Raw genomic sequence first — 3,622 nt, forward strand, 5'->3', positions numbered from 1 at the left:
ATCCACGGCTCGATACCGGGATACTGTTCCGCCAGCTTGTGGGACGGCGCCCTGATTTCCTTGGCCTCGATGTTGTGCCTGGTTTGCCCCTGTGACGGCGCTGAATGAGCCCGGAATTCAACTAGCTATGGCCGGCCTGGCTCCCCCTCAATCCTCATCCTCCACCACAAACGACAGCGCGATCAGGTCGTCGAGGTCGATGCCGCCATGGCCATTGTCCAGCACGTCCGCGACCTTTTGGAAGGCCAGCATGTCATCCGTGCTGAGCTCGGCTGCTCTGAGCCTTTCCTGCAAACCCGATACCCTGGTTTCCAACGTCGTAGTGATCATGCTTGCCTCCGTTGCTGTTCAACGCCGCGTTCCAGATGCCCAGCATGAGGCATGAGACCGGCCCGATGAACAGGCCGATCGCCATGCCCACGGCCGCGGCAATGCTCATCCGATCCGCTTTCGCGGCAATCTTTGCAGGCCCGCTGTAGGCCGGGATGAGACTGAGAAGGGAAAGGTCGCGATGGTGGAGCGCGCCGTTGCCGTTTGCGAACAACCGCTCCCGGAAAAGGAAACGGTTCTCGCCAAAGGGCTCGCAGGCACTCAGCCGCATGGGTCACGCCCCCGGCGCCTTGCCGTGTTGTTTGAAAAGCGCCAGCTTGGCCGAGTAGCCAAGCCTGAGCTTGGTGTTGCAGCCCTCGCAGCGGAAGGTGCTCACCGCCTTGAACCACGAACCGTTTCGGATGATCGGCTGGTGGCAGTTCGGGCATTCATAGCGAAGGCTCGCGTCCCGCAGCTCATCGGAAATCGACACTGTTCACCTCGGCCCCGGTTCTTCTTCTTCGATCGGACGCCCGCCACCCGGGGGCAGGTGGCGGGCGATCCAGCCACTGACGATGAAGGGACTGATTGCTCGTCAGCGCAGCCCTAATGAGATCGCGGGGCTTATGTTTCACGCGACGGACCAATGCGCCGGCGCATGAGACCTCAGTCCGTATCAGCGGAACCTAATGTTCCTCGCGCGCTTATGGCCACATGAGCAGGCGCGGTCTCGACTTCTTCGACAAATGGCTGACGGAGCATCTGCCGAACGTGCTGACGGACGATCCGGTCGCGGTGAGCGATCTTGCCGATGAGATGATGAAGGCGGCCGCGCGCGAAGGCATCGCGGCCGGCGAGATCGACGAGGAAGTCGACAGCGTCTTCGAGGTGATCTTCGAGGCGCTGCAACATCGCGAAGGCAGTCTCGGGGAGAGCGACCAGGCTATCTTCCAATTGCTTGCAGGGCGCCTGGCGAGGGAAACCGGCATCACCGAGGAACAGGCCGGCGAGCTGATCGAGACGATCGGGACCGACTGGGAAGCGCTGCTTCGCGAGGCGCATTTTCTCAAAGAGCAGGGCGAATGAGCGAGCGTGGCGCGGCGTTCTTTGGCCGCTGGATCACCGACAATGTGATGCGTGGCAAGGTCGGCGCGGACATCGTCTCGGTGGCCGAACTGACGAGCAAGCTGTTCGCCGATGCCAGGGCGGCCGGCATCTCCGAGGAAGAGATCGAGGAGGAGATCGGAAGCGCATACGAAGCGATCCTGGCGGCGATCGTCGGCTCCGAGAAAAGCGACAGAGCCTGAGCGTTGCACGGCCGCCCCTGTCGCCTGGAGCGTTTCACCGTTTCACGGAAACGGCGAACCGCTCTGTCCTTTTGTTGTTGCGCAATTCCGGACGGAAAACCGCTCACACTTTCCTGGAATTGCGCCAGGCGCAGCCGGCGAAGATCGATGCTAGCCGTCAGGAACATTAGCGCGCCGTGAAGGTTCTCCCGGAGAAGTCCCTCGCATCCTGGGTTGGAGCCATGGCCGAGCTGGCATTTGCTTTCGTGTATTACTCCGGGCTGACCGGGCATGACGTGGTGGGCGCCGTGGTGTCCTTGATGGCTGGCCTGCTGCTCTACAACGTCATGCGCGAAGACCGGCCAACCCGGTGAACCATCGGCCCGGCCCGAAAGCGGGGGAGCCTACGAGCCCCGCCTGGCTGGTGACGTATGCAGGGCTCCCCGGGGGCGTGCGGATCGGCGAAACCAGCGATGGCGGAGGCCGCTCGCTCGCTACCCCCCAGCCAACCTCGGCAGCAGGAAAATCTCCGCCCCCTCGGGCAGCTCCTTGCTCCACGTATCCCGATAGATCGTCCCGTCGATCGCCACCGCGATCCCGCGGTCGATCCAGGGCTCGATGCCGGGATACTGTTCCGCCAGCTTGCGGAACAGCTCCCTGATGTCCTTGGCCTCGATCTCGTGCCTGGCCTTGCCTCCGGCGACGGCGCTGAGCGAACCCCAGAGGGTGACCTCAACCATTAGGGATAACTCCCACAGCGCAGCGTGGTGAGACGAAAGCTGCTGCGCACCTTTCGTCCTCAGCCTTCCCGTTCCGCGTCCAGCGCGGCGAGAATGCGCGGCGGCGACATCGGGATGTGGGTCATGCGCACGCCCACCGCGTTCGACACCGCGTTGGCGATCGCCGCCAGCGGCGGCACGATCGAGGTTTCGCCAACGCCGCGCACGCCATAGGGGTGGTTGGGGTTGGGGATTTCCAGGATCTGCGTGTCGATCATCGGCAGGTCGGAGCAGACCGGGATGCGGTAGTCGAGGAAGCCCGCATTCTGCAGCCGCCCGTCCTTGCCGTAGATATACTCCTCGTTGAGCGCCCAGCCGATGCCTTGTGCCGCACCGCCCTGGTACTGGCCCTCGACATAGGTCGGGTGCACCGCCTTGCCGGCATCCTGCACCACCGTGTAGCGGATCACCCGGGTCGAGCCGGTCTCGGGGTCGACCTCGACGTCGCAGATATGCGTGGCGAAGGAAACGCCCGCGCCGTCGGCCACGAGCTCGCTATGGCCGGCGATCGGCCCGCCGGTCGTGCCGGACTTCGCCGCGATGTCCTTCAGCGACAGCGGCGACAGGTTGCCGTATTTCTCGCCCTTGGCGATGGCATGGCCCTTTTCCCAATGCACGTCGTCCACGGGCACGTCCCACATCTGCGCGGCGCGCTCGCGCAGGATCTTGATCGCATTGCGGGCGGCCGAGATCGTCGCCATCGAGGAGGAGAAGGTGCCGCGGCTGCCGTCGGTCATGTCGTTGTAGCCGAGCGACGAGGTGTCTGCGACGATCGCCTTCACGTGGCTATAGTCGATGCCGAGCTCTTCCGCCGCCACCAGCGACAGCGAGGCGCGGGAGCCGCCGACATCCACCGTGCCCACGGCCAGCGACACCGAGCCGTCCATGCCGATGTTCAGGTCCGTGCAGGTCTGGCCGCCGAAATTGAACCAGAAGCCGCAGGCCATGCCGCGCCCCTGGTTTTCCTTGAGCGGCGCCTTCATGTGCGGATGGTGCTTCACCGCCTCCAGCGTCGGCCCGATGCCGATCGGCCCGTAGACCGGGCCGTAGGAGGCGCGGGTGCCTTCCTGCGCGGCGTTCTTGATGCGGAAGTCCACCGCGTCCATGCCGAGCTCCTTGGCGAGCTCGTCGACTGCGCTTTCCACCGCGAAGGCTGCCATCGGCGCCGACGGCGCGCGATAGGCCGCGGTCTTCGGGCGGTTGACCAGCACCTCGTAGCCGACGGTCTTGACGTTCTCAAGCTTGTAG

The 3,622-nt window shown here is 64.5% G+C and carries 7 protein-coding genes; 3 read left to right on the top strand and 4 right to left on the bottom strand.

What is annotated here, in order from left to right; translation table 11 throughout:
- Window positions 1–253 precede the first annotated feature (253 nt).
- Window positions 254–601: a hypothetical protein gene (locus tag EOA28_RS28765; protein ID WP_128315533.1), complete on the bottom strand. Its 348-nt coding sequence runs from the start codon at window positions 599–601 to the stop codon at window positions 254–256.
- A 3-nt stretch (window positions 602–604) separates the two neighbouring features.
- Complete coding sequence (locus tag EOA28_RS28770) at window positions 605–802, bottom strand: hypothetical protein (RefSeq protein WP_127249925.1); 198 nt, start codon at window positions 800–802, stop codon at window positions 605–607.
- A gap of 221 nt (window positions 803–1,023) precedes the next feature.
- On the opposite strand from EOA28_RS28770, the gene EOA28_RS40495 reads away from it, so the two are divergent.
- From EOA28_RS40495 to EOA28_RS41005, 3 genes are all read left to right on the top strand, one after another.
- Window positions 1,024–1,395, top strand: coding sequence for a hypothetical protein (locus EOA28_RS40495; protein WP_245463247.1), 372 nt, complete (start codon window positions 1,024–1,026; stop codon window positions 1,393–1,395).
- Window positions 1,392–1,616, top strand: a complete 225-nt coding sequence (locus tag EOA28_RS28780; protein WP_127249926.1) for a DUF768 domain-containing protein — start codon at window positions 1,392–1,394, stop codon at window positions 1,614–1,616. The genes EOA28_RS40495 and EOA28_RS28780 overlap by 4 nt, the downstream gene beginning before the upstream one ends.
- 221 nt (window positions 1,617–1,837) lie before the next feature.
- Window positions 1,838–1,969: a hypothetical protein gene (locus EOA28_RS41005; protein WP_281058777.1), complete on the top strand. Its 132-nt coding sequence runs from the start codon at window positions 1,838–1,840 to the stop codon at window positions 1,967–1,969.
- A gap of 120 nt (window positions 1,970–2,089) precedes the next feature.
- Here EOA28_RS41005 and EOA28_RS28785 read toward each other — a convergent pair whose 3' ends face one another.
- Both EOA28_RS28785 and EOA28_RS28790 read right to left on the bottom strand, forming a co-directional pair.
- Window positions 2,090–2,335 (bottom strand): MoaD/ThiS family protein, encoded by a 246-nt coding sequence (locus tag EOA28_RS28785; protein ID WP_042639658.1) that lies wholly within the window; start codon window positions 2,333–2,335, stop codon window positions 2,090–2,092.
- 59 nt (window positions 2,336–2,394) lie between these two features.
- Window positions 2,395–3,622 (bottom strand): xanthine dehydrogenase family protein molybdopterin-binding subunit (locus tag EOA28_RS28790; protein WP_148670905.1); only part of this gene is annotated, 1,228 nt, incomplete at its 5' end.

Source organism: Mesorhizobium sp. M2A.F.Ca.ET.067.02.1.1, assembly GCF_004023285.1.
Taxonomy (GTDB): domain Bacteria; phylum Pseudomonadota; class Alphaproteobacteria; order Rhizobiales; family Rhizobiaceae; genus Mesorhizobium.

Coding starts and splice junctions, on each gene's coding strand:
- EOA28_RS28765 (WP_128315533.1), bottom strand. CDS start 601: ATGCGGCTGAGTGCCTGCGAGCCCTTTGGCGAGAACCGTTTCCTTTTC.
- EOA28_RS40495 (WP_245463247.1), top strand. CDS start 1,024: ATGAGCAGGCGCGGTCTCGACTTCTTCGACAAATGGCTGACGGAGCAT.
- EOA28_RS28780 (WP_127249926.1), top strand. CDS start 1,392: ATGAGCGAGCGTGGCGCGGCGTTCTTTGGCCGCTGGATCACCGACAAT.
- EOA28_RS41005 (WP_281058777.1), top strand. CDS start 1,838: ATGGCCGAGCTGGCATTTGCTTTCGTGTATTACTCCGGGCTGACCGGG.
- EOA28_RS28785 (WP_042639658.1), bottom strand. CDS start 2,335: ATGGTTGAGGTCACCCTCTGGGGTTCGCTCAGCGCCGTCGCCGGAGGC.